This window comes from Niameybacter massiliensis, from assembly GCF_001282685.1.
Classification (GTDB): Bacteria; Bacillota; Clostridia; order Lachnospirales; family Cellulosilyticaceae; genus Holtiella; species Holtiella tumoricola.
Map to the genome: position 1 here is coordinate 18,116 of NZ_LN875032.1, position 24,681 is coordinate 42,796.

Annotated in this window: 28 protein-coding genes, 4 tRNA genes, 1 rRNA gene, 1 riboswitch and 1 other annotated feature; of the genes, 6 read left to right on the forward strand and 27 right to left on the reverse strand. The window is 33.4% G+C overall.

Annotation, left to right across the window (positions count from 1 at the left end; translation table 11 throughout):
• Nucleotides 1-56 precede the first annotated feature (56 nt).
• The 12 genes from BN2390_RS01170 to BN2390_RS01220 all read right to left on the reverse strand — a co-directional run bounded on the left by BN2390_RS01170 (nt 57) and on the right by BN2390_RS01220 (nt 7,684).
• Entirely contained in the window at nt 57-1,676 is a 1,620-nt protein-coding gene (locus BN2390_RS01170) for an extracellular solute-binding protein (RefSeq protein WP_053982528.1), read from the reverse strand.
• A gap of 180 nt (nt 1,677-1,856) precedes the next feature.
• A tRNA-Met gene (locus BN2390_RS01175) sits at nt 1,857-1,929 on the reverse strand.
• A 28-nt stretch (nt 1,930-1,957) separates the two neighbouring features.
• Nucleotides 1,958-2,075, reverse strand: a 5S ribosomal RNA gene (gene rrf, locus BN2390_RS01180).
• A gap of 87 nt (nt 2,076-2,162) precedes the next feature.
• The gene (nagB, locus tag BN2390_RS01185; RefSeq protein ID WP_053982529.1) at nt 2,163-2,882 is read right to left on the reverse strand and encodes a glucosamine-6-phosphate deaminase; all 720 of its coding nucleotides are present in this window, start codon (nt 2,880-2,882) and stop codon (nt 2,163-2,165) included.
• Nucleotides 2,883-2,931: 49 nt separating this feature from the next.
• Nucleotides 2,932-3,600, reverse strand: a complete 669-nt coding sequence (locus BN2390_RS01190) for a GntR family transcriptional regulator (RefSeq protein WP_053982530.1) — start codon at nt 3,598-3,600, stop codon at nt 2,932-2,934.
• 16 nt (nt 3,601-3,616) lie between these two features.
• On the reverse strand, nt 3,617-4,708 hold the full coding sequence (locus BN2390_RS01195) for a DUF871 domain-containing protein (RefSeq protein WP_053982531.1): 1,092 nt from the start codon (nt 4,706-4,708) through the stop codon (nt 3,617-3,619).
• A 39-nt stretch (nt 4,709-4,747) separates the two neighbouring features.
• Nucleotides 4,748-5,188, reverse strand: a complete 441-nt coding sequence (locus tag BN2390_RS01200; RefSeq protein ID WP_053982532.1) for a DUF3284 domain-containing protein — start codon at nt 5,186-5,188, stop codon at nt 4,748-4,750.
• Nucleotides 5,189-5,200: 12 nt separating this feature from the next.
• Nucleotides 5,201-5,350, reverse strand: a complete 150-nt coding sequence (locus BN2390_RS21530) for a hypothetical protein (RefSeq protein WP_154668747.1) — start codon at nt 5,348-5,350, stop codon at nt 5,201-5,203.
• A gap of 20 nt (nt 5,351-5,370) precedes the next feature.
• A complete protein-coding gene (locus BN2390_RS01205; protein ID WP_053982533.1) occupies nt 5,371-5,586 on the reverse strand; it encodes a hypothetical protein in 216 nt (71 codons plus the stop codon).
• A 28-nt stretch (nt 5,587-5,614) separates the two neighbouring features.
• Nucleotides 5,615-5,929, reverse strand: coding sequence for a PTS sugar transporter subunit IIA (locus tag BN2390_RS01210; protein ID WP_053982534.1), 315 nt, complete (start codon nt 5,927-5,929; stop codon nt 5,615-5,617).
• A 141-nt stretch (nt 5,930-6,070) separates the two neighbouring features.
• A complete protein-coding gene (locus BN2390_RS01215) occupies nt 6,071-7,342 on the reverse strand; it encodes a PTS sugar transporter subunit IIC (RefSeq protein ID WP_053982535.1) in 1,272 nt (423 codons plus the stop codon).
• Between the two features lie 36 nt (nt 7,343-7,378).
• On the reverse strand, nt 7,379-7,684 hold the full coding sequence (locus tag BN2390_RS01220) for a PTS sugar transporter subunit IIB (RefSeq protein WP_053982536.1): 306 nt from the start codon (nt 7,682-7,684) through the stop codon (nt 7,379-7,381).
• A 759-nt stretch (nt 7,685-8,443) separates the two neighbouring features.
• Nucleotides 8,444-9,301: a sequence feature (23S ribosomal RNA rRNA prediction is too short), on the reverse strand.
• 384 nt (nt 9,302-9,685) lie between these two features.
• Between BN2390_RS01220 and BN2390_RS01230 the strand changes: the two genes are divergently transcribed.
• Entirely contained in the window at nt 9,686-10,210 is a 525-nt protein-coding gene (locus BN2390_RS01230; RefSeq protein WP_053982537.1) for a DUF6512 family protein, read from the forward strand.
• A gap of 88 nt (nt 10,211-10,298) precedes the next feature.
• Here BN2390_RS01230 and BN2390_RS01235 read toward each other — a convergent pair.
• From BN2390_RS01235 to BN2390_RS01260, 6 genes are all read right to left on the reverse strand, one after another.
• Nucleotides 10,299-10,371 (reverse strand) — tRNA-Thr (locus tag BN2390_RS01235).
• A 35-nt stretch (nt 10,372-10,406) separates the two neighbouring features.
• Nucleotides 10,407-10,478, reverse strand: a tRNA-Asn gene (locus BN2390_RS01240).
• Nucleotides 10,479-10,493: 15 nt separating this feature from the next.
• A tRNA-Ile gene (locus tag BN2390_RS01245) sits at nt 10,494-10,567 on the reverse strand.
• A 129-nt stretch (nt 10,568-10,696) separates the two neighbouring features.
• Entirely contained in the window at nt 10,697-11,560 is an 864-nt protein-coding gene (locus BN2390_RS01250; protein WP_053982538.1) for a class I SAM-dependent methyltransferase, read from the reverse strand.
• Nucleotides 11,561-11,704: 144 nt separating this feature from the next.
• Nucleotides 11,705-12,250, reverse strand: coding sequence for an NADH peroxidase (locus BN2390_RS01255; RefSeq protein ID WP_053982539.1), 546 nt, complete (start codon nt 12,248-12,250; stop codon nt 11,705-11,707).
• A 215-nt stretch (nt 12,251-12,465) separates the two neighbouring features.
• Nucleotides 12,466-12,660, reverse strand: a complete 195-nt coding sequence (locus tag BN2390_RS01260; protein WP_053982540.1) for a ferredoxin — start codon at nt 12,658-12,660, stop codon at nt 12,466-12,468.
• 221 nt (nt 12,661-12,881) lie between these two features.
• Between BN2390_RS01260 and BN2390_RS01265 the strand changes: the two genes are divergently transcribed.
• Entirely contained in the window at nt 12,882-13,727 is an 846-nt protein-coding gene (locus tag BN2390_RS01265; protein ID WP_053982541.1) for a DegV family protein, read from the forward strand.
• Nucleotides 13,728-13,792: 65 nt separating this feature from the next.
• Here the strand turns inward: BN2390_RS01265 and BN2390_RS01270 are convergent, their stop codons facing one another.
• Nucleotides 13,793-13,987, reverse strand: a complete 195-nt coding sequence (locus BN2390_RS01270) for a ferredoxin (protein ID WP_053982542.1) — start codon at nt 13,985-13,987, stop codon at nt 13,793-13,795.
• 56 nt (nt 13,988-14,043) lie between these two features.
• Nucleotides 14,044-15,504, reverse strand: coding sequence for a hypothetical protein (locus BN2390_RS01275; RefSeq protein ID WP_154668748.1), 1,461 nt, complete (start codon nt 15,502-15,504; stop codon nt 14,044-14,046).
• Nucleotides 15,505-15,699: 195 nt separating this feature from the next.
• Nucleotides 15,700-15,797, forward strand: a riboswitch (glycine riboswitch).
• Between the two features lie 75 nt (nt 15,798-15,872).
• Here BN2390_RS01275 and BN2390_RS01280 point away from each other — a divergent pair.
• Both BN2390_RS01280 and BN2390_RS01285 read left to right on the forward strand, forming a co-directional pair.
• Nucleotides 15,873-17,264, forward strand: coding sequence for an alanine/glycine:cation symporter family protein (locus BN2390_RS01280; RefSeq protein WP_053982544.1), 1,392 nt, complete (start codon nt 15,873-15,875; stop codon nt 17,262-17,264).
• A gap of 139 nt (nt 17,265-17,403) precedes the next feature.
• On the forward strand, nt 17,404-18,057 hold the full coding sequence (locus BN2390_RS01285) for a lysoplasmalogenase family protein (RefSeq protein ID WP_053982545.1): 654 nt from the start codon (nt 17,404-17,406) through the stop codon (nt 18,055-18,057).
• Nucleotides 18,058-18,108: 51 nt separating this feature from the next.
• Here the strand turns inward: BN2390_RS01285 and BN2390_RS01290 are convergent, their stop codons facing one another.
• Nucleotides 18,109-18,417 carry a hypothetical protein gene (locus tag BN2390_RS01290; protein ID WP_053982546.1) on the reverse strand — a complete coding sequence of 103 codons (309 nt, stop codon included), beginning with the start codon at nt 18,415-18,417 and terminating at the stop codon, nt 18,109-18,111.
• Nucleotides 18,418-18,685: 268 nt separating this feature from the next.
• Between BN2390_RS01290 and BN2390_RS01295 the strand changes: the two genes are divergently transcribed.
• Nucleotides 18,686-19,312 carry a biliverdin-producing heme oxygenase gene (locus BN2390_RS01295; protein WP_053982547.1) on the forward strand — a complete coding sequence of 209 codons (627 nt, stop codon included), beginning with the start codon at nt 18,686-18,688 and terminating at the stop codon, nt 19,310-19,312.
• 60 nt (nt 19,313-19,372) lie between these two features.
• Here BN2390_RS01295 and BN2390_RS01300 read toward each other — a convergent pair whose 3' ends face one another.
• Nucleotides 19,373-20,428 (reverse strand): ABC transporter substrate-binding protein, encoded by a 1,056-nt coding sequence (locus BN2390_RS01300; protein WP_053982548.1) that lies wholly within the window; start codon nt 20,426-20,428, stop codon nt 19,373-19,375.
• A gap of 268 nt (nt 20,429-20,696) precedes the next feature.
• A complete protein-coding gene (locus BN2390_RS01305; protein ID WP_053982549.1) occupies nt 20,697-21,233 on the reverse strand; it encodes a TetR/AcrR family transcriptional regulator in 537 nt (178 codons plus the stop codon).
• Nucleotides 21,234-21,349: 116 nt separating this feature from the next.
• Between BN2390_RS01305 and BN2390_RS01310 the strand changes: the two genes are divergently transcribed.
• Nucleotides 21,350-22,195 (forward strand): DegV family protein, encoded by an 846-nt coding sequence (locus BN2390_RS01310; RefSeq protein ID WP_053982550.1) that lies wholly within the window; start codon nt 21,350-21,352, stop codon nt 22,193-22,195.
• Between the two features lie 101 nt (nt 22,196-22,296).
• Here the strand turns inward: BN2390_RS01310 and BN2390_RS01315 are convergent, their stop codons facing one another.
• The 4 genes from BN2390_RS01315 to BN2390_RS01330 form a co-directional block, all read right to left on the reverse strand.
• The gene (locus BN2390_RS01315) at nt 22,297-23,040 is read right to left on the reverse strand and encodes an ABC transporter permease (protein ID WP_053982551.1); all 744 of its coding nucleotides are present in this window, start codon (nt 23,038-23,040) and stop codon (nt 22,297-22,299) included.
• The gene (locus BN2390_RS01320; RefSeq protein ID WP_053982552.1) at nt 23,040-23,696 is read right to left on the reverse strand and encodes an ABC transporter ATP-binding protein; all 657 of its coding nucleotides are present in this window, start codon (nt 23,694-23,696) and stop codon (nt 23,040-23,042) included. Before BN2390_RS01320 ends, BN2390_RS01315 begins: the two co-directional genes overlap by 1 nt.
• A 17-nt stretch (nt 23,697-23,713) precedes the next feature.
• Nucleotides 23,714-24,217 (reverse strand): nitroreductase family protein, encoded by a 504-nt coding sequence (locus BN2390_RS01325; RefSeq protein WP_053982553.1) that lies wholly within the window; start codon nt 24,215-24,217, stop codon nt 23,714-23,716.
• Nucleotides 24,218-24,335: 118 nt separating this feature from the next.
• Nucleotides 24,336-24,650, reverse strand: a complete 315-nt coding sequence (locus tag BN2390_RS01330) for a PadR family transcriptional regulator (protein ID WP_301335055.1) — start codon at nt 24,648-24,650, stop codon at nt 24,336-24,338.
• Nucleotides 24,651-24,681: the final 31 nt, after the last annotated feature.

Consider the following 24,681-nt stretch of genomic DNA (forward strand, 5'->3'; position numbering starts at 1 on the left):
TAAGAAAGGAGCTGTTTAATATAACAGCCCCTTTAGATACTTCAGGGTAATGCTATTTATTTCAAATTATCGTTGTAAATACTACATAATTTTTCAATCTGCAAGTTTTTCATTTCTTGTACATAGTCATCCCAGTCATTTTCTACGCTCTTAGTTCCAGTAACAAATGCATTATCCCATTTTTCAAAAGCATCAAGAAGTGGTGATTGTAACATGCCTGCTTCTTCTGCTTGAAGATCATCTAGCATTGGTGTTGGTGGGATATATTGAATAGCGTTATCCATTTGTGCTACTTCTTTATTAATACGTGAATAGTTTTCATCATACTTACTCATCTCTCTTACATTTACCCAAATCATTTGTGTTACGTCTGAGCCACATCCATATTTCACTTGCATTGTCTTATAAATGCCATCTGGTGAATTAACAATTTCATCAGTATATGTAATTGCATCATCTTGACCTGTGTACGTTGTACCTTCTACACCAAGACACCAAATCTTAGCACCTTCTTCAGAGAAGAAAATCTCATCAATTTTACGTACTACTTGTTCAAAGTCATCACGTTTACTTGTTTTAGTTGGGAAGAGAATACCACTACCAGTCTTACTCTTTGGTTGATGATGTGCACCTGATGGTCCTTCAAGTGGTGCATACATTTGGAACTTAATACCTTCAATATCACTTGTTCCTTCTAGACCACCAATTTGATCATAATAAGCATATGTTGCGAAAGATTTACCTGTTGCAAGTTTTTGTGTCCAGCGGTCTCCATCAATTGGTTCTGCCATTTCAGGGTCAAGTAAACCTTCTGCATAGAGCTTTGCAACAAAACTTACATATTCTTTATAGCGGTCATCAATAGCTCCAGCAAAATATTCTTGTTTATCATAATCCCAACTCAATGTACCACTACCTGATGCAGCGTTCTTACCAAGGCTTACCCCATAAGAAGGCATTGTCATACGATAAAGTACCCTTGGTCCAGCCAAAATTGTAAGTGGGTATGAATCTGGATTTTCTTGTTTAAATGTTTTAAGTACATTGTATAAATCATCAAAGGTTTTAGGTGCTTCTAAACCATATTCCTTTAATAAGTCTTCTCTTAAAATAAGTCCACCATCATAGAATGGTTGATCAAAAAGTGCTGGTAAGTAATAATACTTTCCATCTTTTAAGCGAATGGTCTCTATGTCTTCTTCTAGTCCAAACTTCTCAACCATTTGATTGAAATTCGGTGTCCAATCACTATAATCACTAATAGGTACAATCGCTCCATTTAATGCTAAAGCAGCATTTTCCCCTTTAGTACTTTGATAGAGAATAACATCTGGTGCATTATTTCCTGTATTAAGTGCTAGTGATACTTTTGTTTGATAATCTGCAATAGGAATAGGTTCAAAATTAAGTTTTACATTATATTTACTTTGGACTTCTTGTACAGTAAGCCAGTTCTCACTAAATGGTAATGTGGCATTGTCAGAATAGTAAAGTGTGATATTGAGCTTATCATCCTTAGTTGTTTCTTTTGTTTCTTCTTTAGTAGTCGTTTCTGGTGTTGTAGAATTATCTATTGTATCATTTGAATTAGAGGATGTAGAACATCCTGCCATAGTACCTAATATAAGCCCTGTTGATAATGCTGCTGCCAAAAATCGCCTTATGCTCTTTTTCATTTATATCCCCCTTTTGGTACACCCTAAATGTTGTTGTACAGTGTATATATATGCTAGCTTAGGGGAATCAATGAAAAGTTTTTTCACGTTTTTTCTAAATTGCTGACTTTTTTGTTTCTAACACAAAAAAGGCTTTGTCCAACTAATCACTAAGATTAATTGGACAAAGCCTTTTACAAATTGCGGAGTCAGGACTTGAACCTGAGACCTTCGGGTTATGAGCCCGACGAGCTGCCAACTGCTCCACTCCGCGTCATTATGTTGTTATACTTATAAAAAAATTTTGGCAGCCACCTACTCTCCCGGTCCGTCTCCAGACAAGTACCATCGGCCGACTAGGTCTTAACCTACGTGTTCGGTATGGGAACGGGTGTGTCCCCTAGTCGCATCGCCACCAAAAATATTTCCGTCTTGTGTTATTCACTTGACGACTTCTACTATGTTACACCATTTGCCTACATAGGTCAAGTCTTTTTTATGATTTCTTTAAATTTCTTCGTCACAGCAATAAATAACTGTTAAATTCGGATGGAGTTGTAAAATAGATGCTGGAACTTGTGGAACAATTGGTCCCTTAAGTGCTTTTCTTAAAATATCTAATTTATCATTTCCACTTGCTATTAAGATGATTTTTTTAGCTTGCATAATAGATTTAATACCCATTGTAATTGCTTGACGAGGTACTTCATCTCTGCTTTCAAAAAATCTTGTATTAGCTTCTATTGTCGTTTCACCTAAATCAACTACATGAGTCATTTTTTCAAAAGCTTCATCTGGTTCATTAAAACCAATATGACCATTATGTCCGATACCTAAGAGTTGAACATCTATACCACCTAGATTCTCAATAAGTTCATCATATCTTATACATTCTGCTTCTAAATCTGTTGCTAATCCATTTGGCACATGAGTATTTTCTTTTTTAACATTAATATGGTCAAAAAAGTTTTGATTCATAAAGTAACGATAGCTTTGTACATTATCACCTGATAAAGTTAAATATTCATCTAAGTTAACTGTAGTTACTGATGAAAAATCAATATCATTTTTGTTATACCAATCTATTAGTTGCTTATATACTCCTAAAGGTGAAGATCCTGTTGCCAATCCTAATACACTTTTCTTATTTAAAATAACCTGTGCTGAAATAATATTTGCTGCTTTACGGCTTAAGTCCTCATAGCTTGATGCTTTAATAATTAACATATATTATCCTCCTCCTTTACCTCTATTATAATACGATTCATTGTATATTTTAATTCTTAATCTGAATGGTTACTTGATGTGGATTAAGGTAGCTTGAAAAGAATAGGGTAGGAACACCTAAATGATTACGCATAATACTTTGTACATTAATAATAGGTGTACCTTGCGCAATTTCTAATAAAACTGCATATTTGAATGGTACAATCATAGGATAAAAGCGTTGTTCTACAACACTTTCATTGATACATTTCTTTATATCTACTACCTTACTAATGTTAGCAATATCATCACTACTCAAATATTTTTTTACAAAATATATTTCATCTAGTGTTTGTGGCTGACCTTTGTAATGTGCAGTCCTAACTATTTTAAGAATTAGTTCTTCAACCTTTACATTAAGTTTTTCAGCAATTTCTTTATCTGCTGGTATAACATTAAAGTATAGATTTTTATAGACTGTATCTTCATGCTCCTCATATAATGTATTTGATTTATATAAAGTTTTATCTGCTACAAATGTCCCTTTATTTTTAATACGATATAAATAGCCATCATTAACTAGAGCATCTACAGCTTTTCTAGCTGTCATACGACTGATGTTAAAGTGTAATGCCAATTCTCTTTCAGACATAATAGGCTCATTTGGACATTTATGCATAATCTCTTCTTTTAAGTTTTCAATTACTTGTATATAAACCGGTTTCTCTATCTCGTTCATCCTACCCCTACCCAATCTATTTTATAAATTCAAAGACCACCCATGGTTCAATAAAATCTAATAGCATACGTTCGTTGTTTGCAATATGCCCTATTACATTTTTGTTGCCTTCGTTAGGCATATCCTTTAAGATAATGTGCATTTCTCCCTTATATCTACCATATTGGTCATTAAGGATAACAACGTCACCACGTTTTAAATCTCTCGTATTTTTAGGAGGTATTGATTCATTTGCAAAAGTAATACGTGTCATTGTACTTCTTGCCATGTATTCGCTCATATCACCACGTACAAAATGTAAGTGCTCGTATAAAATCTTTTCTTCAACCTCTGATAAGTCAACTTCCTTATCAATTGTAAAGCTTAACTTATTAGGATTTATCTTTGCAAGGCGGCTTAACTCTTCTTCACTAGCATAAACATTAGCAATAATAACATCATCTACTAAACCTGTTGCAAATAAATGTCTAGCTTGTACATCTATCGGTAAAAAACGATGCTCTTCTAATGTACATAATCCTTCATTTACTGGCCATGGACCATATGTGCCTGGTTCTTGACTAGAAACGAATGCAGCTACTGGAACATCATGTTTCTTGATATCTTCACTACATTTTTTGAAATGCTCATAACTTAATCCAGTATATTTTTGAGGATAAAAATTATGACAGGTAATAATGTTTTCTTTATTTCCTTTATAACTTAAGATATAGTCTAAATACTTTGTACCTAAGCTTGCATTAATCTCTATTTTTAATCCATAAGGATTATAGCTCATCAGTGCTTCATTGTGACCATTAAAGCCTTCATCTAAGCGGATACCATCTACACCTATTTCATGGAAATAAGTCATATCATAAGCTGGTATATTTAACTTTTCAAATACAACAGGTGCTACGTCTACAATAAACTCCATATTGTATTGATGCGCGTGTGCTGTAAGTTGTTTATATAAATCTTTAATTTGGTCTGCTGTGTTATGTTCGCTAGAACTAATTAAACAAGAAAATATTCTTTTTACGCCATATTTGGCTGCTAATGTGATATATGCCTTATCTTTATCTAACGTTTCATAGCGTGGATAAAGAGATATTCCTAATCTTTTCATGTTGCCTCCTAAAATGTCGTTATCTCTCCCACAGTGTCTTTATCTATTGTCAATAATATAAGTTTCTATATTACATAATAACTTATTTGTTCTCTTTTTACTATTAAAATTATATAAGAGTTGCATGATTTTTGCATTAAGATTTTTTGCTTTTGTAGCACCCTTAAAATCTTCTTGATAATAGACTTTTATTTGCTGTGGGCCTAGTTCTTCGATACGATAACTTATTGTATTTGTTCCATCTCTACTCATAAATTTTGCTATATAGGATGAAGGTGAATGTATTTCTACTATTTCAACTGTTACTCTATTACTTTTACCGACTTTATTATTTAAATTCTTTTCATAGGTAAAGCCTTCTTTTAGCTGGTCAACCTTTACCTTCTTATTTGTTGTAGCATAAATATCTTGTTCTACAGAATGACTAATCTGTTCAAAAAATTCTTCTGCACCTACTTTAAGCACTTTTTCTACATGCATGACTTATCCTCCTTAGCTCTTACCCTTTTTCAATAATACAAATCCAATGATCAGAAGTAAGATGCCTTGTACAATCATCCATAAGTAATTCTCCACTAATGCAGGCCCTACCATAATACTTATACATCCCAAACTTGCAAGTGCCAGTCCCCAGCTTTTCATACGTTACACCTCTACCTTACTTATTTTGTTACTTGAAAGTAAAGAACACTGCCTACTTCTGTTGATTTAATTAATGACTTTGCCGTAGCTATTGCTGCATCTAAATCTGTTGTATCTACTTCAAATTGCATTTTCATACCCACTTTAGTTACAAATTTATAGTGAATATCACCATTATTGTTTTCTAGTAAGTCAATGATGTAGTCTTGTTTAAGTGGACAATTTATATAAATCATATTTAGTGCTCCTTTATTGCTCGTATTCTTATTTGTCTTCTAATTTTTTGTAAAGATCAATGAACTCATTTGCAATGATTTTAAATCCTTCTGCGCTCATTAATTGATCCTCTGCATGTAATAAAAGTACACCTACTTTAATAGGTTCTCCATTAGCTTCTTTTACAATTAAGTTTGCATGCGCTTTATGACCTAGCTCGAAAGATTCTTCACCTTCTTTAATTAAAAGCTCAGCTTTTTCAAAATCTCCAGTTTTAGCAGCACGAATCGCTTCAATATATAAAGATCTTGCATTTCCTACGTTAGCAATAATTTCAAAACATAATAATTCTAATTCTTCCATGTTGTTATCCTACCTATCTTATTTTTATAGTAAATTTTCTTTTATAATTAAATCTTCTCTCTTATAAATAAGGATTGATCGAAGTTAATATAAATCCTTCTCTCAATCCTTATCGTTATGTTTTTTATCTAATGGTAATGATTATACTTGGCTATCTGCCTTGTTTGCTAATAATACGAATGGTGCATAAAGCGCAACCGCAATAATTAAGTTAACTAAAGCGACTAGTGCAGCCATCAGGCTACCTCCAGTTGCAAAGAATGCATAAATTACTGGTGGCATAATCCATGGTACCGCAACAAATGTTGGTGGGATTAAACCAATAGAAGTACAAACGTATGCTATTATTGTTAAAATAATAGGAATTCCTATAGAAGGAATAAAGTAAATAGGGTTTAATACAACTGGTAATCCAAATGTAACTGGTTCGTTGATATTAAATACACCCATCGGTGCAGAAAGTTTTGCTACTGTTCTTGATTCTTCTTTTTTAGAGAAAATAAGAATTGCAATAATTAGGGCAAGTGAACATCCTGCTCCACCTAACCAAACAAATGCATCAAATGAACCTCTTGTCCACATGTAAGGTAACTCTGCTCCTTGCATAAATGCAACGTTGTTTTCATTTAAAGCTGTAAGGTAGATACCATCTAATACAGGTGCAAGAACATTACTTCCATGTAATCCGAACATCCATAAAAGTTGTACTGCAAATACTGTAATGACAACGCTTATTAAGCCTTGTGATAATCCTAAGAATGGCATTTGTACGTATTTTGAAATTACATCATTAATAGGCATGCCTGTAAAAGCATTTACTACATATGCTAAAGTACCAATAACATAAATAGCAATTAAACCTGGTATGATTGCAGTAAAAGCACGACTTACTGCTGGTGGTACTGAATCTGGTAACTTGATCGTTACTTTAGATTTTACTAATTTGATATAAATAAATGTTGCAATAAATCCAATAAATAAAGCTGTAAATAATCCTGATGCTTGTGTATATGACCAGTTAATATAGCCCCACATGCTGCCATCAGCTGTTGTTTGTGGCATTTGTGTAATAAGTGCAGCAAAAGCAATTAATCCACCTGGTAATGGACTTACATCATATGCTTTTGATAAGTTATATCCTAAAGAGAAAACAAACACAAGTGAAAGAATAGCAAGTGTTCCCCACCATACGTTGGAGTTAATGCCGATGATTGGACTCATAGTATCTACAAATCCTGTCCATCCAAATTGTGTTGGTAAATCTCTAAAAAATACATTTAATAATGTTGCTACAGCTCCTGCCATTGTAATTGGCATGATTGAAATGAATGCATCACGTATAGCTACTAAATGTTTTTCAGCACCTATTTTAGCTGCAACTGGTAAAAAGTGTTTCTCTAACCACTCTGTCATAGCTATCTCATCCCCTTATATTTTTTGATTTTATATTTATCCTTGTAAAGTTGCTAATGCTTCTTCTAATACTTTTTTACCGTTCATAGTACCATAGTGCATCATGTTAATAACTTGTACTGGCTTTTTACCTTCTACTTTATCTTGCATTTTACTTAATAAGTATCTTACTTGTGGTCCTAATAAGATAATATCTGCTTCGCCAACGTTGCTATCACTTTCTGCATCGCCTACTGCCCAGATTTTAGCTTCCACGTTCATCTCTTTAGCAGCTTCCTCCATTTTTTTAACTAATAAACTTGTAGACATCCCTGCTGAACATACTAATAAAATTTTATGCATTTCTTAGTCCTCCTTATAATAAATAAACATAAAGTTAATAATCTTACGCTTGGTATAGTCCGGTATATACATCCGGTATATACATCTGGTATATACCACTTGCTTTTATTATACCAGTTTATCTAGTTTTTACAATCATATATTAGGCAAAATGTACATTTCTATTATTTTAAACAAAAAATAATATCAGTAAATGTATATATACACCTAATAATAAGGTTAAATTTTTATCACATATACATATTAACTAGTATTCATCATCATTTTTATGCACATATACCTTAAGATTTATTACTCTATTGTTCAATTTTCCTATGAAATAGGTTGGATTTTCCATACTTTATAATCAGTAATTTTAAATACCATATTAGTTTGCATTTCTTTTGCTATTCTTATTCTTTTATTTTAGATATACATTCTAAACCTTTGATTTGTTCAAAATAAAGTCAGATGCTATCTATAATAAAAGAGCCATGAATTACTCTTATATAAATAGAAGTAATCCATGGCTTGTATTTAGTACTATTCATTTTATTCAAGCTTCATATCTAGTATTATCCTAAGCTTAAGTCATTTCTTTTGTTTTTATATCATCTTTTATAAAAAGATCCATAGATGCGTATAACTCAGTAAATATTCATCTAATATCTCTATATAAATCTGTACAACAAAAAAGACATCCTCTCGGATGCCCATATCTCTTATACTCTCAAAAACAAATACTGCAATCATTTTAACCTGTTTTTTTAGGTCAAACCCTCGAACCGTTAGTATTGGTCAGCTACACATGTTACCATGCTTACACCTCCAACCTATCTACCTCGTAGTCTACAAGGGGTCTTACTCCATTTCTGGATGGGAAGTCTTATCTTGAGGTCTGTTTCACGCTTAGATGCCTTCAGCGTTTATCAGCTCCAGACTTAGCTACTCTGCTATAGGCTTGGCAGCCTAACAGATGCACCAGCGGTCTGTTCATCCCGGTCCTCTCGTACTAAGGACAACGCCTCTCAAACTTCCTACGCCCACGACGGATAGGGACCGAACTGTCTCACGACGTTCTGAACCCAGCTCGCGTACCGCTTTAATGGGCGAACAGCCCAACCCTTGGAACCTGCTTCAGCTCCAGGATGCGATGAGCCGACATCGAGGTGCCAAACCTCCCCGTCGATGTGAACTCTTGGGGGAGATAAGCCTGTTATCCCCGGGGTAGCTTTTATCCGTTGAGCGATGGCAATCCCACTTTCATACCACCGGATCACTAAGTCCTACTTTCGTACCTGCTCCACCCGTCGGTGTCGCAGTCAAGCAACCTTCTGCCTTTGCACTCTACGAATGGTTTCCGACCATTCTGAGGTTACCTTTGAGCGCCTCCGTTACTCTTTCGGAGGCGACCGCCCCAGTCAAACTGTCCACCTGACATTGTCCCAAACCCGGATCACGGGCTATGGTTAGAAGTTAAGTATTACAAGAGAGGTATCCCACCGGCGGCTCCATGCAGACTGGCGTCCACACTTCTTAGCCTCCCTCCTATCCTGTACATGTAATACCCAACCTCAGTATCAAGTTACAGTAANAAATGTTTAAATCCGTTATTTGCAGTATTTGTTTTTCAAAGTACAAGTTGAGATTTTCAATGTCTAAACGCTTTTTATTACCTTATCTTCTATGAAGATCCGGTTTTGAAAGGTTTATTGAATGAACTCTCAAAATAAAATAGTATCCGATTAATTACCAAATCGTTTCCTTAGAAAGGAGGTGATCCAGCCGCACCTTCCGATACGGCTACCTTGTTNTTTTATTTATCAAGGCCTACAGCCTTTTCTCAGTGGCGCCTGTGCGCTGCTGACTTGTATTAGTATAGGCTATATACTTACATATGTCAACACCCTTTCTATAATTTCTTTTTATTTTTAGTTTTTAAGGACACGATGCTATTTTAGAGAATGTTTTCCCTCTTTTTCTCACATCCTAATAGCATATTAAATTAGTATGGGTGTTCATATGATTAAAAGTGGTTTTACATTAAAGAAGTTTATTATATTAGGTATCTTATTTGTAGCTGCTGTAGGTAGCCTTTTGCACTTCCTATATGATTGGAGTAATCAAAACATCCTAATAAGTTTCATTGCTCCCGTTAGTGAAAGTGTTTGGGAACATTTCAAACTAGGATTTTATGCCTTGCTACTCTATGGACTTATTACTTACTTCTTTATAAGAGATAAAGTAAATAATTTTATATTTGGCCTATCTCTATCTTCTATTGGTCTAAATGTAAGTATTGGGTTACTTTTCTATCTCTATAAACTTTTTATTCATCATAGTATTCCCTGGATTGATATTACCTTGTTTATAATAGGTATAATCTTTGCCTTTTTTATCTTATATAAAATACTTGCACTTCCACCTTTACCACCTATCTTTAACTGGATTGGTATCTTTATTATTCTTATTACTATTAGTGGTTTTGTTATTTTCACATTTAAACCACTTACTCGCTTTGATATTTTCAAAGATCCTACTAAATAAGAAATAGCAAAAGTCACCTAGTAGTATAATAACCACTAGGTGACTTTTAGATAACAAAAAACCTCTATCAATGATAGAGGTCGAATGAAGCCGACGATCGGACTCGAACCGATAACCTGCTGATTACAAGTCAGCTGCTCTGCCAATTGAGCCACGTCGGCATATTCAATTTTGCTTATTGCTTTCGCAATAAAAACTCCCCGAGTAGGGTTCGAACCTACGACCCTTCGGTTAACAGCCGAATGCTCTGCCGCTGAGCTATCGAGGAATATTATAAAGGATATAGGCCCGAGTGGACTCGAACCACCGACCTCACGCTTATCAGGCGTGCGCTCTAACCACCTGAGCTACGAGCCTATATTGTGTGTCGCTGTTAAGCACTAGCGACGTGTATTATAATGCCTTAAATCCGGACAAATGTCAATAGGTTTTTTGAAACTTTTTAACCTTTTTTGTCTAACCATTGAAAAATAAGGTTTTATGATTCTAATTTTTTTCCCATATCCCATAAACAAATCTTTGAGTAACCCAATTGATTTGCTTTTCTTCTAGCATTGCTATCATATCATCCCTAACTTTTTTATCTCTTAGTGATAATATTGCTTCATAGTCTGTCATTACTCCACTTTGAAGAATCCAACTGACTAATACTTTAGCTGATGCAAAACCGCTAATATGTCTTATTTCTTTACATACATGTGTTTTAAGTTTCATTTTTTCACATTTTTTATTTAGTTTTTTTATATCTGTAGGTAATCCATTAACTAATTTCACTGCATTTACCTTATTGTTGTATTTAACAAATAATTTATGATATATATTAACTATTTCTGGAAGAGTATCTCTTAAACTTGTAATAATAAGTAATTTCCCCTGTGGCTTTAATACACGAGTACATTCTTCTATGAGAGCATCTAATACTGTTGCCTTATTAGGCCACATACACAAAATGATATCAAATGTATCAGGTAAACATACTTGTAGATATTGTAGGCTATTTCTATTAATATAGGTCACTTCTTCCCCTAGTATAGCTTTTGCATAAATTATATTTTCCTCATTCCTTTCAATCAAGGTATAATCTGCATCACTATATTGCTTTTTCAAAATAGAAAGATTTTGACCTCTTCCTCCTGTAACATCTAATATCTGAGCTGGCATATTTACATCTATTAACGCCTCTAACTCTTCTATAACTTTTTCATTATGACGTTCCATCATTTGAATAAATGCAGGCTCATAGCACTCACTTATATTACTATTTGATTCTTGCTTTTCTATGTATGCAATTGCTTTTTTATTTTTAGGCTTTTTGCTTATATTTTCATAGATCAAACGTATAATACCCATCTCAGACTCCTTCTAACATTTAATTAATTCTATCTTATCATTAGTTAGTATTGACTGACAACTTAAGATTGTATACTTTTTAACATTATAAAAGGACTACTTTCGAGGGGGCGAAAGTAGTCCTTTTATAATGTTCTCTATTTATTATTTACCGAAGTATCTGTTTAATAAACCTTCGAATGCTTTACCGTGACGAGCTTCGTCTTTAGCCATTTCATGTACTGTATCATGGATAGCATCTAAGTTTAATTGTTTAGCAAGTGTTGCTAATTCTTTTTTACCAGCTGTTGCGCCATTTTCAGCAGCAACTCTTAACTCTAAGTTTTTCTTTGTTGAAGATGTAACTACTTCACCTAATAATTCAGCGAATTTAGCTGCATGTTCTGCTTCTTCGTAAGCTGCTTTTTCCCAGTATAAACCGATTTCTGGATAACCTTCTCTATGAGCAACACGTGCCATAGCTAAGTACATACCAACTTCTGTACATTCACCTTCAAAGTTAGCTCTTAAACCTTCAATAATTCTTTCATCAGCACCTTGTGCTACGCCTACTACGTGTTCGTCAGCCCATACTAACTCACCTGATTGTTCTTTGAATTTGTCAGCACCTACGTGACAGATTGGACATTCAGCTGGAGCTGCGTCACCTTCGAAGATATAACCACATACTGTACATACATATTTTTTCATAATTAATTCCCTCCATTTAATTATTTTGATTTTCTAGTTTTATTTGAAATTGTCGTTAACTAATAATTATTATTACATACTTATTGTACTCAACTATTCTGGAATTGTCAACTACTTTTTTAATAAATTTTATATTAGTAGATTTTTATTTTAAAGTCCATATAATGAGTAAAAGCGATATTCAAATTTGAAATATCGCTTTTACTCATTATGCCTTATTCTTCGTCTATTTCGATTGCGCTTACTGGACAACCATCTTTAGCTTCTTCAGCTTGCTCAACTAAGCTTTCAAGGATATCTCCTTCAATCGCTACAGCTAAACCATCATCTTCTATCGTAAAAATTTCAGAACATGTTGATTCACAAAGTCCACATCCGATACAAATATCTTTATCAACTCTTGCTTTCATATCAATTACCTCTTCTATTTTCATTTAATTATAGTTATTTAATAATTACTATTACATAATGATATTACGCAATCATTTTCTTTTTGTCAACCTCTTTTAGTATTTTCAATCTGTCTAGAGGTTTTCCAAGAGTTTCATTGTCTTTGCTCATTTCCTGTTCATATTTTTAGAATATACTAATGGTGACAATGATTTAAATACCTACTTTGAGGAGGCCCAATTTGAAAAAATTTGCCGTAATTACAGACAGCTGTTGTGATTTAACATTCGCTTCACTTCAACAATATGACTTAACTATGTTTCCTATTCGTGTTATTTATAAAGAAAAAGAATATCTTGATAAAATTGAAATTTCTTCTGAGGAAATGTATAGCAGATTACATGAAGAAGTACCTACTACTTCTCTCCCAGACCTTCATTATTGTGAAAATAAAGTTCATGAACTTAAGGAGCAAGGTTACACTGATTTTATTATCATCACTGTTTCTTCTCAACTTTCAGGTACACTTAATGCCCTTAGAATATTAAGTGAGCATTTTCCAGACCTCAACTTCCATTTCTTTGATTCACTTACTCTTGGCTATCCACAAGGTGTTATTGCTATGGAAGCTGGAAAAATGGCACAATCCGGCGCTAGTTTAGAAGAGGTTTTAGCAAGACTTGAAGACGTACGAAAACGTACTTATGGCTATATTGCTTTAGATACCTTAGAATATCTAAAAAAAGGCGGTCGTATCGGAAAAGTAACTGCTACAGTTGGTGAATTAATCAAATTAAAACCTATTATTTCATCAAATGATGATGGTGTTTTATATACTTACTGTAAAGTACGTGGCAAAAAACAATCATTTGCAAAAGTAAAAGAAATTATCCTTTCTCATTTAGATAAGGGTAAATGTAGTATATGGGTTCTTCATGGGGATGCACTACAAGGTGGCACAGACCTTTATGAAATATTAAAAGGACATCCAAATATTAATCACTTATCATTAGAAGTAGTTGGTCCTTCTATGGGTGTTCATACTGGCCCTGGTGTAGTAGGTTGTGCAATCTTAGAAGAATTCTAGAGTAAATATAAAACAAAAAGCGATACTCTATAATTAGAGTATCGCTTTTTTATAATCTGTATTTCTTAATCTTCGTCAATATCAATAGCACTTACTGGACAGCCATCTCTTGCAGCTTCAGCTTCTTCTGTCACATCTTCAGGAATATCTCCTTCAATTGCTACTGCTAAACCATCATCTTCTAATGAAAATACTTCTGGGCATGTAGCTGGACAAAGTCCACATCCAATACAAGTATCTTTATCAACTCTTGCTTTCATTGGTTTTCCTCCTAAATAAAAGATTTCTTTGGTTATTATCTCCTATATAGTGGGAATTATACTATTACATTTCCAATGCCAAATAAGGTTTGTATCGCTAATCTATTTTTTTCAATTTCTACAGCTATATTGTTCTTTTTAAGCTCTAGTTCTTCTATTAAACTTAATGTTGCATCATAATTATTTGTTTTGCGTATTTCATCAATCTCTTTATTTAACTTATCTATTTCACCATTCTTAGTATTAATTTGAGCATTTGCATCACGTATTTGGTCTTCTAAACCTTCTATCTTTATTAATTGTTCTTCGGAGACTTCTGTATAATAAAGCACATTTCCATCAATTCTTCCACCATCATATACTTTAAAACTATGTACTCCTATCTCACCAACACTTGAGCGCGTTGTCTTTAATCTTACCTTTTGGGAACTTGGCTTATATGTCCCAAATAACCAACTTTTTTCTGGAATAGCTGCCTCATATTCTCCATTTTCGTACTTATCTAAGATATATAAGTCGATTTGTTTATAATTTTTGAGTGTACTTACTTGCTCATTTATATTCGCTGTCTGATCTTGCATTGTTTTTATATCCTTTTGTAAACGTACTATCTGATTTGCTATAACATCTGTTTCTACATCTACAGTTTGTTTCATATTAATTAAGTCAACCTCTTGTAGCTGAATTTGCTTAAGGGATTCTTGAGACTTTTTAATCATTCCGTAGGCATTTGTAAAGTTTAAATACTCTTGAGCTGTTATAATACGTTTTTTATTAAGGATATCTACCCATATGCTTAAAGTCTTTACTTCTATTTCATTAGTTTTAAGTTCATTAGTAAGCGTAGTCTTTACACTTTCTGGTTGAATATAATCAAGAATCTTAACAGATATACTTTCAGCATCTCCATTATGAGGGAAATTAAGTAGCTCAAAGATACTTAGTTTGAAGTTCTTTAAAGGTATTCGCTCCCCTTTTAAACTCAATAATGTATATAGTGCATCTACAGAATCCTGAGTCAGCTTCGCACTAGCATCAAAGTATTCACTTAATGCACGTTCAAATGTTACATCATCTAACTTTTTCATATATGCCTTTATTGTATCCGTCTTTGTGCCTTGTATGATTACATCAAAGATTTCTTGCTGACTTACAAACTGAATACCTTCAGCATTATATTTTTCAAGAATCTTATCTTGACTGGCTGTATCTAAATTTTTAAAATGCTTTTCTAAAAACACACGGCTTACCTCAGATGCATCTTCTACCAAGTATTGTAGACCTTGTTTAAAATAAAGGTCATCATAATTTTGCTCTTTGGCTTTAGTTAGAATGTTTACTACTTTATCAGGCATATGTTTCATTCTAAAATAAGTAATTTGGAAGAGGTTCATGTTTATAATAACCAAAACAAATATAAACACCCCTATTACAGAAGGAATGACAACATTTTTATACGTTATAATCCATTGAATAACTTTTTCTTTTAACAAGATTAGTTTTTCTCTAAAATTCATACGTTCTCCTTGTCTCATTATGTTATTGTCTCCATTATACAATGTCTCTTAATTTAACACAATTGTATTGTCATTTAGGGTTGTCCTCTGCTATAATGGTGACAAATCCGGTTGAAGCTTAGTAGAAGAACGTCCTTATGGACTACCGAAGGAGTAACGCTCTCAGGTACTTATGTATAAGTGGGACTGCCAAGCTGACGGAACTCTGGAGAGACTTGCGTAAAGCAAGCGCCGAAGGTGCAAGGCATAGCATATATGCTCAAACTCTCAGGCAAAAGGACAGGGATTCTAATTTTATATTACAATTACATACTTTCCCTATCCCTTTTTATGCAGAGTAAAATCTAACATTAAAAGGAGATATCAAAATGGAACAACTCACAGTATTTTTAGGTAAAGTCAATGACTTTGCATGGGGATGGCCCCTACTCACGCTTTTATTAGGAACAGGTTTGCTCCTAACAGTAAGACTTGGTCTTATTCAAATTGTAAAACTTCCAAAAGCTTTAAAACTTATCTTTACAGCAAAGAATCATGGTGCTGGTGATATCAATAGTTTTGGTGCACTTTGTACTGCCCTTGCTGCAACCGTTGGTACTGGTAATATCGTTGGTGTTGCTACAGCTATTGCTGCTGGTGGACCTGGAGCATTATTCTGGATGTGGATGGCTGCATTCGTAGGTATGGCAACCAAATACGCAGAAGGCGTACTTGCTATTAAATACCGTAAAGTAGATGAAAATGGTCAAATGTCTGGTGGACCAATGTACTATATCTTAAATGGTATGGGTGAAAAGTGGAAACCACTAGCTGTATTCTTTGCTATTAGTGGTGTACTTGTTGCTTTACTAGGAATCGGTACATTTTCACAGGTTAACTCTATTACAAGCAGTATTAATAACCTTACAGGTATTGCACCTCAAATTATTTCTGTTGTCGTTGCAATTTTAGTAGGTGTCATTGTTATTGGTGGGATTAAAAGTATCTCTAAAGTATCAAGTAAAGTTGTACCTTTTATGGCAATTTTATATATTTTGGCTTGTGCTATCATCCTTGCACTTAACCTCAAAGCTATCCCAGCTGCATTCTCAACTATTATTTCTTCAGCCTTTACAGGTCATGCTGCACTTGGTGGTTTTGCTGGTGCCGTTATGAAAGAAGCTATTAGTAAAGGTGTTGCTAGAGGAGTATTCTCTAACGAGTCAGGACTTGGTAGTGCACCTATTGCTGCTGCCGCTGCAAAAACACATTGGCCAGCAGAACAAGGGCTTATCTCAATGACAGGTACTTTTATTGATAGTATCATCATCTGTACTCTAACAGGTCTTACTCTTGTTATTACAGGCGTATGGTCTACAGATATGAGTGCTGCACTTATGACTCAAGCTGCATTTGGTACAGTGTTTGGCAACTTCGGTGCTGCTACTTTATCTATTTGTCTTGTACTCTTTGCTTTTACAACAATTCTTGGCTGGAACTACTACGGTGAACGTTGTATTGAATTCTTATTTGGCGTAAAAGGTATTGTACCTTACCGTATTATATTCGTTCTTATGGTAGGCCTTGGTGGATTCCTCAAAATTGCACTTGTATGGACAATTGCAGATATCGTAAATGCACTTATGGCATTCCCTAACTTAATTGCCCTTCTTGCCTTATCTGGTGTAGTGGTATCAGAAACGAAGAAATACTTTGAACACCTTAAACAAGAAGAACAGCAAGAAAAAGAACTTAAATCAGCTGATTTAGAAAGCTTATAAATAGATTAAAAAGGACTGTTAAAGCAGTCCTTTTTTTATGTCTAGAAATATTCTTTTCATCAACCCTTCATTTTTGTGGTATGTCATCCCTAGGCCTGAATAGAATAGTATTAAGATCTTATTGTAAGGAGTGGATAACTTGGTCATACCTTTTACATTTCTTTTCTTTCTTTCACTTGTCATCCTTATGACTATCACTTATTTAAAACCTAATTCAAATCTATGTGTCGTATTTAAAACATTGACAAGCTTAGGCTTTTTAACTATTGGCACAATAGGCTACTTACTTGGCAATGGTATACCTTCAGCTACTTACCTCCTTCTAGGACTTGTACTATGTGTAATAGGTGATGTAGCATTAGCTTTTTCTCATGGCTATCCTTTGCAATATAATATGCCAGCTGCAATTGGTATTACTTCTTTTGGCTGTGCCCATTTAAGCTTTATTTATTGTTTTATCCTGCTTGGTGCCTCTATTCCTATGTACTATGTATTCATTCCTATCATTATTGCTTTTAATATCTTTTTAATTATGATTAAAGATCCCTTTAATTTCGGTGCTATGCGTTTCCTTGTTGCTATCTATGCCTTTATTATCACATTTATGTTAATTGCTGCTTTTTGTACCCATAGCCCTTTCATTATCTTCGGTGCTATTTTATTTGTCTTATCTGATATCATATTATGTTTTGTTTATTTCTTTGCTGATAGATATCCTATTTTACGTTCTATTAATTATCTTCTATATTATAGTGGTCAACTACTTTTGGCCTTCGTTTTGTGTACACTTTAAAAAAAGCCCTCCTCTAATTGAGGAGAGCTTTTCTATTTAGTAATACCATTCTTACAAACCACAGTCTATATCAATTTCAACATTATATGCTTCACTATTATAGGTCTGATCTTTAAATAATTCATTTAAAAATTCTACCATAAAGTATTTTTTGCTTATTGCTTTTAACTCTTCTCTTGTTTTAATACCTTGTTGAGTTAAAATCTCTTTGGCTTCATTAATATATTGTTTCATAAGTATTTGCATTTCTTTTTCTTCAGCCGGATTCGCCATTGTTCTACTATGATATAACTCTCTTTCAGTAATTAAAGCATCTCTGAATTTATCATTTAATTCTTCTATTCTTTGAATTTCATTCATTTATATTTTCTCCTATTGATATAATCTTATTATATATAAATAGCTTATACTTAATCCTTATTATATCATATTTGTTATCTTCTAAATACATCTATTCACTTTTTGTATTATTAAGTCATCTAAAGCCTATACATAAAACTTTTTTTACAAAATCACACTTTTTACTTGATAATATTTATCATTTGTTATATATTATCATCATACATACAAACACATACATATTTTTAGTTATTACCCTTCATTATTTTTAACCAACGAGGTGAGAAATATGAAATTCATGATGGACATTAGAGAAAAAACTTCTTTATTACACAGTGCAGCAGAAAATACAGGCTATATTAAGAAACTAGTAGATGGCAAAGCTTCTATTGATGGCTATGCAGAATACATCTTCAATTTAGAAAGAATGTACAAAGCTATAGAAGATGCTCTTGATCAAAATGAATCTAACGAAACAGTTAAACCTTTCGTAACAAGAGAGTTATACCGTTCACAGCTTATGAGACAAGATCTAAACTTCCTTTTAGGTGATCAGTTAAATTCTATGAAGCTTCTTGCTTCTACTGAAACTTGCATCTCTCGAATCGAATATTTATCTAAATATAATCCTGAACTTGTAGTAGCTTATGCTTATACACGCTTCTTAGCAGACTTATTTGGTGGTAGAACATTCCTTTCTCTTTTAAGTACAACCTATAAAGTTAAAAGTGAAGGCCTCAACTATTATCAATTCCCTGAAATTAATGACCTTAGAGGGTATGTTATGAAGTACCATAACATGTTAGCTGAAATCAATTTATCTGAAGAACAAAAAAGAGATTTCATCAACGAAGTAAATAACGCTTATATTTATAACTTAGCTATTTCAAACGAACTAGAAGCTAAATTAAAATAAACTAAAATCCCCCTCCTAGAGTGCTGTCTAACACTTCTAGGAGGGGGATTTATTATGCTCTTAATGTTCTACTTTAATATCTGTCCATACACGATCATACATTTTTTTCACATCAAGTGATAAAGGTACATAAAGTTCACTTAACTCCATTAATTCCTTTGGCATATAAGCATTAGGATTATTTCTCACATGCTCTGGTTGTTCTAGTCTTGCTTCTTTGTTTGGTGTTGTATAGCCAATTTCATCAGCTATTCTGAATGCACTTTCTTTATCACTTACAAAGTTAATAAACTTCTCAGCACCTTCTACATTCTTTGCATTAGCAGGAATACATAAGCTGTCTATCCAGAAGTTTGCCCCTTCTTTAGGAATTGTATAAACTAAGTTTGGGTATTCATCTTGAAGATTAAGTCCCTCACCTGACCAAATCATATTAAGGGCTGTCTCTCCTGATGCTATCATAGATGTTCCATTGTCAACACCATATATTGGATCTACTAATTTTCTTTGCTCTATCAAAAGTTGTTTAGCTTCTTCAAGCTCATCTGGATTCTCTGAGTTCATTGAATAACCTAGTCTTTTTAATGTTGCTCCTATAGTATCTCTATACGTATCAAACATAAATACTTTGCCTTTATATTGTTCATCCCATAGTATATCCCAACTATTTACTGCCTCTGTAACTACATTCTTATCATAAATAATTCCTATAGTTCCAAACATATATGGTACTGAATACTTATTTTCTGGATCTATGGATAAATCTAAATACTCTTCATCCATTTGAGAAATATTAGGTATGTTATCCTTGTTAAGCTCTTGAAGGAGACCTCCTTCAATCATCTTTGGCATTACTGCATCTGAAACTAAAATAACATCATATTGCGCATTACTCTCAGATAATTTCAGATACATAGTGTCCATATCATCAAAAGTACTCATCTTCACTTTGATTCCATATTCTTCTTCAAACTGTTTTAGTGTTTCTTTATCTATATTCTCTCCATAGTTGAAGAAGGTAATTGATTCCCCACTCTGTTGGCTACATCCTGTAAATAGCATCCCTGCTATTAGTACAGAACCTGCTAAGCTTAATACTTTCATTAATTTATTCATATTGATTGTTTTATCCTTTCATTATATCTATTGAGTTAAAATAAATTTTTATAATCTAACTTTCTTACTATACCACATCATCTTTAATCTAAAAAGAATAATTATCATTTAACTATTTATCTTTATATAAACAAATATTAGAACACCTCTTCATTTAAAAATATCTATCAATCAATATTTTACTTATTATGTGTACATTTATCTCCCTAAATTCATTTTGAACATCAAAAAAGGACGCACACTCTTATACTCCTAGTGCCTCCTTAACTTATGCAAAATGGCCATGTACCATTTCAGCTATTTTTTCTGGTGACTCTTCCATACCTGACTCTAACCACTTAATGAATATATTACACAATGCCCCCGCATAGTAATAAAGTTCATAACGGGAATAGTGGGACTCTGGCACTACGTAAGTATCCATATAGTTATTAACTGCATCAATAATAACACTATACATATTGGCATTCACCAAGGTTATGATTAAATGGCTATATCCTTTAAAAAACTCAAGGCAGTGACAAATACGCTTAAGTTCATGCACTTTTCCAATGTCATTTCTTTGTCTTATATCTTCTACATACTCATTTACAATCTCATACATATAGTCTGCAAGCACTTCATGCTTAGATTTATAGTATTTATAAAAAGTCATCCTAGATACACTAGCCTGTTTTACTAGTTCGGTAATTGTTATATCATCAAAATCTTTTGTTTCCATCAACTGAATTAAAGTTTTAGCTATACACATTCTAATGTACTGGTTTCTAACTGTAAGATTTGTACCACCTTCTGATATCCTCATTATCATTACTCCAATACTCTTACATTTTCACTACTTTTGTAAATTGTATCACAGACGTATACATAGTACAATTTGAACAAGTAAAACTATACATATATAATACTTTGGAGGTGTTTATGAAATACGGAATAGTTGTTGATTCAGGATGTGACGTAACAAGTTTAGCACCTGAAGTAGCTAATAAAATTGATTTTAGTAGAGCTGCGCTCAAACTGGATATCGGTGATAAAGAATTTACTGATGATTTTAATCTTAATATAGACGAATTTATGAAAGAAATGTATGCCTATAAAGGTAAAACAGGAAGTGCTGCACCTAGTCCTCAAGATTGGGTGAATGCTTATGCAAAATCAGATTGTGTATTTGCTATTACCATTACTGGTACACTCTCTGGAAGCTATTCTAGTGCAAAAACAGCAGTAGATTTATTCAAAGAACAATATCCAGAACGTAGGATTCATCTCATTGACTCTAAATCAACCGGGCCTGAAATGACACTTATTGTGAGAAAACTTTCTGAATATATGAGTCAAGATTTAGACTTTGAAGAGATTGTAGATCGCATCGAAGAATATCGCAAACATACACATCTCTTATTTGTCCTTAAATCCCTTGATAATTTAGTCAAAAATGGACGTCTTAGTAAATTCCAAGGTAGTATTGCAGGTATCCTTGGCATTAAGTTATTAGGTGTAGCAACTGATGAAGGTGAGCTTGGCTTACTCCATAAATGTCGTGGCAAAATGACAGCTTATGATAAAGCTATTGAAGAAATGTTCCTTAGACAATATAAAGGTGGCAAAATGATTATTTCACACTGTTTTGCTCCTGATACTGCAGAATACATTGCTTCTAAAGTACGTGAGCAGTTTCCACAATGTGAAATTGAAATTATGCCAACGAGTGGCCTTTGTAGCTATTACGCTGAACAAGGTGGTATCTTAATCGGATTTGAAGCATAAAGTTATTTAGATGAATAACAAAAGAGCTATAAAACTAGAAATTCACATTAGTTTTATAGCTCTTTTTCATATATATAAATCTATGTATTATACGCTAATTTTTATTTAAGTTGCTTTCTATGATTAAAGAAACTTCTATAAGATAAATAAGTCGCAAGCATGCCTGAAATAGATGTTGCCGATAGTATCATAAAGGTTACCATAATTTGAAATTTAATCGCCATAAGTGGTGAAGTACCTGCTAAGATAAGCCCTGTCATCATTCCTGGTAAGGCTACGATTCCTAAGGTTTTTGCTGAGTCTATCGTTGGCACAATCCCCATTTTAATACTCTCTCTTATTGCATCTTTTGATGCTTCTTTTATATCTGCTCCTAATGAGAGCTTGACTTCTATCTCTATTCGCTTATTATGAAATGCATTATTAACATTTTGATAGCAAAGTCCAATGGCTACCATAGCATTACTTACAACCATCCCTGCTACTGGTATGACTTCATTAGGCGTAAAAGCTATAGAACCTGATATTACTAATACTGTCATGGTAATACCGGCCCCTACAGTAATGGCAATAAAGGAAATCCATCTTGCATGTTCTATATTACCTGCACGCTTTTTTGTATGTACAGCTGCATTTATAATCATAACGAATACCAGTATTGTTGTAAAAATAGGATTTTCTAACCCAAAGATTATATCCAAAACATATCCTACTATAACAAGCTGAATGACAGCTCTTACTACACTTACTACAATGTCACGCCCTAGTCCCAACTGTTCCTTATACGAGATTATAATAGGTATAAGAATCAATGCTGATGCTATAATCAAAGATAGTGTATCCATTATCTTATAACCTCCAGACGTAAAAGTTGTCCTTCTTCCATAATCCATCTTTTGTTAAATATACCTGTACTCTGAGCCTCGTTATGGGTAATCCACAAAACTGTTACACCTTCCTCATTTAATTCTTTAATATAGGTTTCTATATTTAAAGCATTTTCCTTATCTAATGCTGAAGTTACTTCATCTAACAGCAATATTTGTGGTGTAAAGATTAGATTCCTTATTAAAGCTACTCTTTGTTTCTCTCCACCAGATAAGGCATGAATATCCTTACTTATATAGCTCTCATTTAAGTTCATCCGTTCAAGTAGATCAATCACTCTTTGTCTATTCATCTGCTCTTTCCTGATTTTAAAAGGAAACATAAGATTCTCCTCTACTGTATATCCAAAAAGATGGGGCAATTGAATACAATAACTTACTTCTCTTCTTAATTGAATAGGATCATACTCTCTGTAGTGTTTATTCTTATACAAGACCTCCCCCTGTGTCATTGGTATGAGGTCTGCTAATATCTTTATCAACGTACTTTTACCACTTCCTGAAGGACCTACTATTGAAATACAGTCACCCTTATCAATATCTGTAGAAATTCCCTTTAAAATATCCATTCCATCTACTACATACTTAATGTCTTTTAGACTTAAAATATTCATTCTGTAGGACTCCTATCTTACTGCCATCTATCAATATGGATTTTTTGAAGATCTATTACCCTATTTTTTTCAGAAGTCTCAGCTGCATAACCAATCGGAATAAGTGCCATAGGGACAATATAAGAAGGTAATTCTAATTTTTCTATTAAAAAGTTACATCTGGCTGCATCTGGAAAGCATCCTAACCATACTGATCCTAGCCCTAGCTCTGTACTCTTTAATAGTATATTTTGAGCTACTGCTGAGCATGTCATTGTCAGTTGCTGCTCTCTATCATCTTTACTCTTATCACCGCATACTATAATAGCTTTCTGCGCTCCCTTTACCATCTTCCAGTTTGGGTGAAAGGCTAAAATTTCTTGTAGGAGTTCTGTATTTTTAATCACTAAAAATTGCCATGGTCTTTTATTTTTTGAAGAAGGTGCTGCCATACCAGCTTCTACAATTTGCATTATTTGATCTTGTTCAACTGATTTATCTAGAAAGGTTCGTATACTTTGTCTACTTGTAATAATACTCATGTCGTACTCCTTTAGGATCTTAGTTATATCGATTTCCGATATCGATTATAAATATTATCATTTCTTTTTCTTAATTGCAACAAAAAAATAAGCTAAGAATATGATTTCCATCATTTCCTTAGCTTATCTCATCTACTAATATTCTCAAATTAACTCTTAATTCATTTAATAACTTAGCTCCATCCGAAGTTGTTCTATAGTATTTTCTAATCTTACCATTTACATTAACATCTTCTTTTTCTAAAAGTCCTTCTTCTACCATGTTTTTTAAAATTGGGTATAATGTGCCTGGGCTCATGTTATAGCCATGCTCTTTGAGCTCATCTATCATCCAACTTCCATAAAACTTATCGTCGTTACCATGATGAAGTATATGAATATATATTAAGCCATTAAATATCTTTCTAATAATCTGATCCTTCACATATCTCATCTCCTTGCCTCTTAATAATCTTATTATAGGC

Bases quoted from the DNA above. Each gene is read 5' to 3' on its own strand.
- BN2390_RS01170 (WP_053982528.1), bottom strand. From the start codon at position 1,676: ATGAAAAAGAGCATAAGGCGATTTTTGGCAGCAGCATTATCAACAGGG.
- nagB (WP_053982529.1), bottom strand. From the start codon at position 2,882: ATGTTAATTATTAAAGCATCAAGCTATGAGGACTTAAGCCGTAAAGCA.
- BN2390_RS01190 (WP_053982530.1), bottom strand. From the start codon at position 3,600: ATGAACGAGATAGAGAAACCGGTTTATATACAAGTAATTGAAAACTTA.
- BN2390_RS01195 (WP_053982531.1), bottom strand. From the start codon at position 4,708: ATGAAAAGATTAGGAATATCTCTTTATCCACGCTATGAAACGTTAGAT.
- BN2390_RS01200 (WP_053982532.1), bottom strand. From the start codon at position 5,188: ATGCATGTAGAAAAAGTGCTTAAAGTAGGTGCAGAAGAATTTTTTGAA.
- BN2390_RS21530 (WP_154668747.1), bottom strand. From the start codon at position 5,350: ATGAAAAGCTGGGGACTGGCACTTGCAAGTTTGGGATGTATAAGTATT.
- BN2390_RS01205 (WP_053982533.1), bottom strand. From the start codon at position 5,586: ATGATTTATATAAATTGTCCACTTAAACAAGACTACATCATTGACTTA.
- BN2390_RS01210 (WP_053982534.1), bottom strand. From the start codon at position 5,929: ATGGAAGAATTAGAATTATTATGTTTTGAAATTATTGCTAACGTAGGA.
- BN2390_RS01215 (WP_053982535.1), bottom strand. From the start codon at position 7,342: ATGACAGAGTGGTTAGAGAAACACTTTTTACCAGTTGCAGCTAAAATA.
- BN2390_RS01220 (WP_053982536.1), bottom strand. From the start codon at position 7,684: ATGCATAAAATTTTATTAGTATGTTCAGCAGGGATGTCTACAAGTTTA.
- BN2390_RS01230 (WP_053982537.1), top strand. From the start codon at position 9,686: ATGATTAAAAGTGGTTTTACATTAAAGAAGTTTATTATATTAGGTATC.
- BN2390_RS01250 (WP_053982538.1), bottom strand. From the start codon at position 11,560: ATGGGTATTATACGTTTGATCTATGAAAATATAAGCAAAAAGCCTAAA.
- BN2390_RS01255 (WP_053982539.1), bottom strand. From the start codon at position 12,250: ATGAAAAAATATGTATGTACAGTATGTGGTTATATCTTCGAAGGTGAC.
- BN2390_RS01260 (WP_053982540.1), bottom strand. From the start codon at position 12,660: ATGAAAGCAAGAGTTGATAAAGATATTTGTATCGGATGTGGACTTTGT.
- BN2390_RS01270 (WP_053982542.1), bottom strand. From the start codon at position 13,987: ATGAAAGCAAGAGTTGATAAAGATACTTGTATTGGATGTGGACTTTGT.
- BN2390_RS01275 (WP_154668748.1), bottom strand. From the start codon at position 15,504: ATGAATTTTAGAGAAAAACTAATCTTGTTAAAAGAAAAAGTTATTCAA.
- BN2390_RS01280 (WP_053982544.1), top strand. From the start codon at position 15,873: ATGGAACAACTCACAGTATTTTTAGGTAAAGTCAATGACTTTGCATGG.
- BN2390_RS01290 (WP_053982546.1), bottom strand. From the start codon at position 18,417: ATGAATGAAATTCAAAGAATAGAAGAATTAAATGATAAATTCAGAGAT.
- BN2390_RS01295 (WP_053982547.1), top strand. From the start codon at position 18,686: ATGAAATTCATGATGGACATTAGAGAAAAAACTTCTTTATTACACAGT.
- BN2390_RS01300 (WP_053982548.1), bottom strand. From the start codon at position 20,428: ATGAATAAATTAATGAAAGTATTAAGCTTAGCAGGTTCTGTACTAATA.
- BN2390_RS01305 (WP_053982549.1), bottom strand. From the start codon at position 21,233: ATGAGGATATCAGAAGGTGGTACAAATCTTACAGTTAGAAACCAGTAC.
- BN2390_RS01310 (WP_053982550.1), top strand. From the start codon at position 21,350: ATGAAATACGGAATAGTTGTTGATTCAGGATGTGACGTAACAAGTTTA.
- BN2390_RS01315 (WP_053982551.1), bottom strand. From the start codon at position 23,040: ATGGATACACTATCTTTGATTATAGCATCAGCATTGATTCTTATACCT.
- BN2390_RS01320 (WP_053982552.1), bottom strand. From the start codon at position 23,696: ATGAATATTTTAAGTCTAAAAGACATTAAGTATGTAGTAGATGGAATG.
- BN2390_RS01325 (WP_053982553.1), bottom strand. From the start codon at position 24,217: ATGAGTATTATTACAAGTAGACAAAGTATACGAACCTTTCTAGATAAA.
- BN2390_RS01330 (WP_301335055.1), bottom strand. From the start codon at position 24,650: ATGAGATATGTGAAGGATCAGATTATTAGAAAGATATTTAATGGCTTA.